The organism is Desulfotomaculum copahuensis, from assembly GCF_001655685.1.
Taxonomy (GTDB): Bacteria; Bacillota; Desulfotomaculia; order Desulfotomaculales; family Desulfovirgulaceae; genus Desulfotomaculum_G; species Desulfotomaculum_G copahuensis.
On record NZ_LYVF01000004.1, the window covers coordinates 1 to 705 of the forward strand.

Below are 705 nucleotides of genomic sequence, written 5' to 3' on the forward strand. Positions count from 1 at the left end.
ATGCGTTCTTTGCATCCAATCGCCCGCCGGGCAATGGTTAATGCCGCGGCGTGATGAATGATTATCCCGTACCGCCGCATGTACTTCCAGTAGCCGATAGTGGATGTGTGCGCCGGCCAGACCGTTTTTACAACCACGCCTTCTTTGAACGCTTTACGCATGACGGCTTCAATCATTTTTTTAAACGGGAAGTTGGCCGCCATGCGGTTGAATCTTTTATTCGTGTCCAGCCGGTCTTTGCCAAAGTCCAGTTTTTCTACCGCCAGCGGTTTGCCCAGGGTTTTGGCGATGTCCACTACTACTTTGGCCAGTACGCCAATCAGGTAGGTGCGCCGGTAGCCCCGGCTGTGGGCCAGTTCTGGATTTTTGATGTACAGAAACCCGTCCGGATGTACTGTTACCTGAAATTCTCCGGCGAATTTGTGCAGGGCTTTCGGGTAGGGTACAGTAAACCCTGCCGGCCAGGCTGCCGGTTGGCCGGTGTAGCTGACACTGGCCAGGGCCACTCCATCCGGGTTGGTGTCCATACCCAGGTAACCCCGGTTGGGGTTGGTCAGCGTTTTGGGCACGGCGGCGGTAAAGGTGATATGTGCCCGGTAACGGCCATCATTATTATCCCTGATTAGCTCCACGGTGCAGGGTGCTCCGTTAAGCAGCAGTTCCCACACCCTTACCCGGTGCTTTTCCGGCAGCCACAGTTTCCCT

General features: G+C 55.6%; 1 protein-coding gene. It reads right to left on the bottom strand.

All coding sequences use genetic code 11. From position 1 onward, the window contains the following. On the bottom strand, positions 1–705 hold a 705-nt coding region (locus tag A6M21_RS00665), incomplete at both ends, for an IS200/IS605 family accessory protein TnpB-related protein (protein ID WP_151191736.1).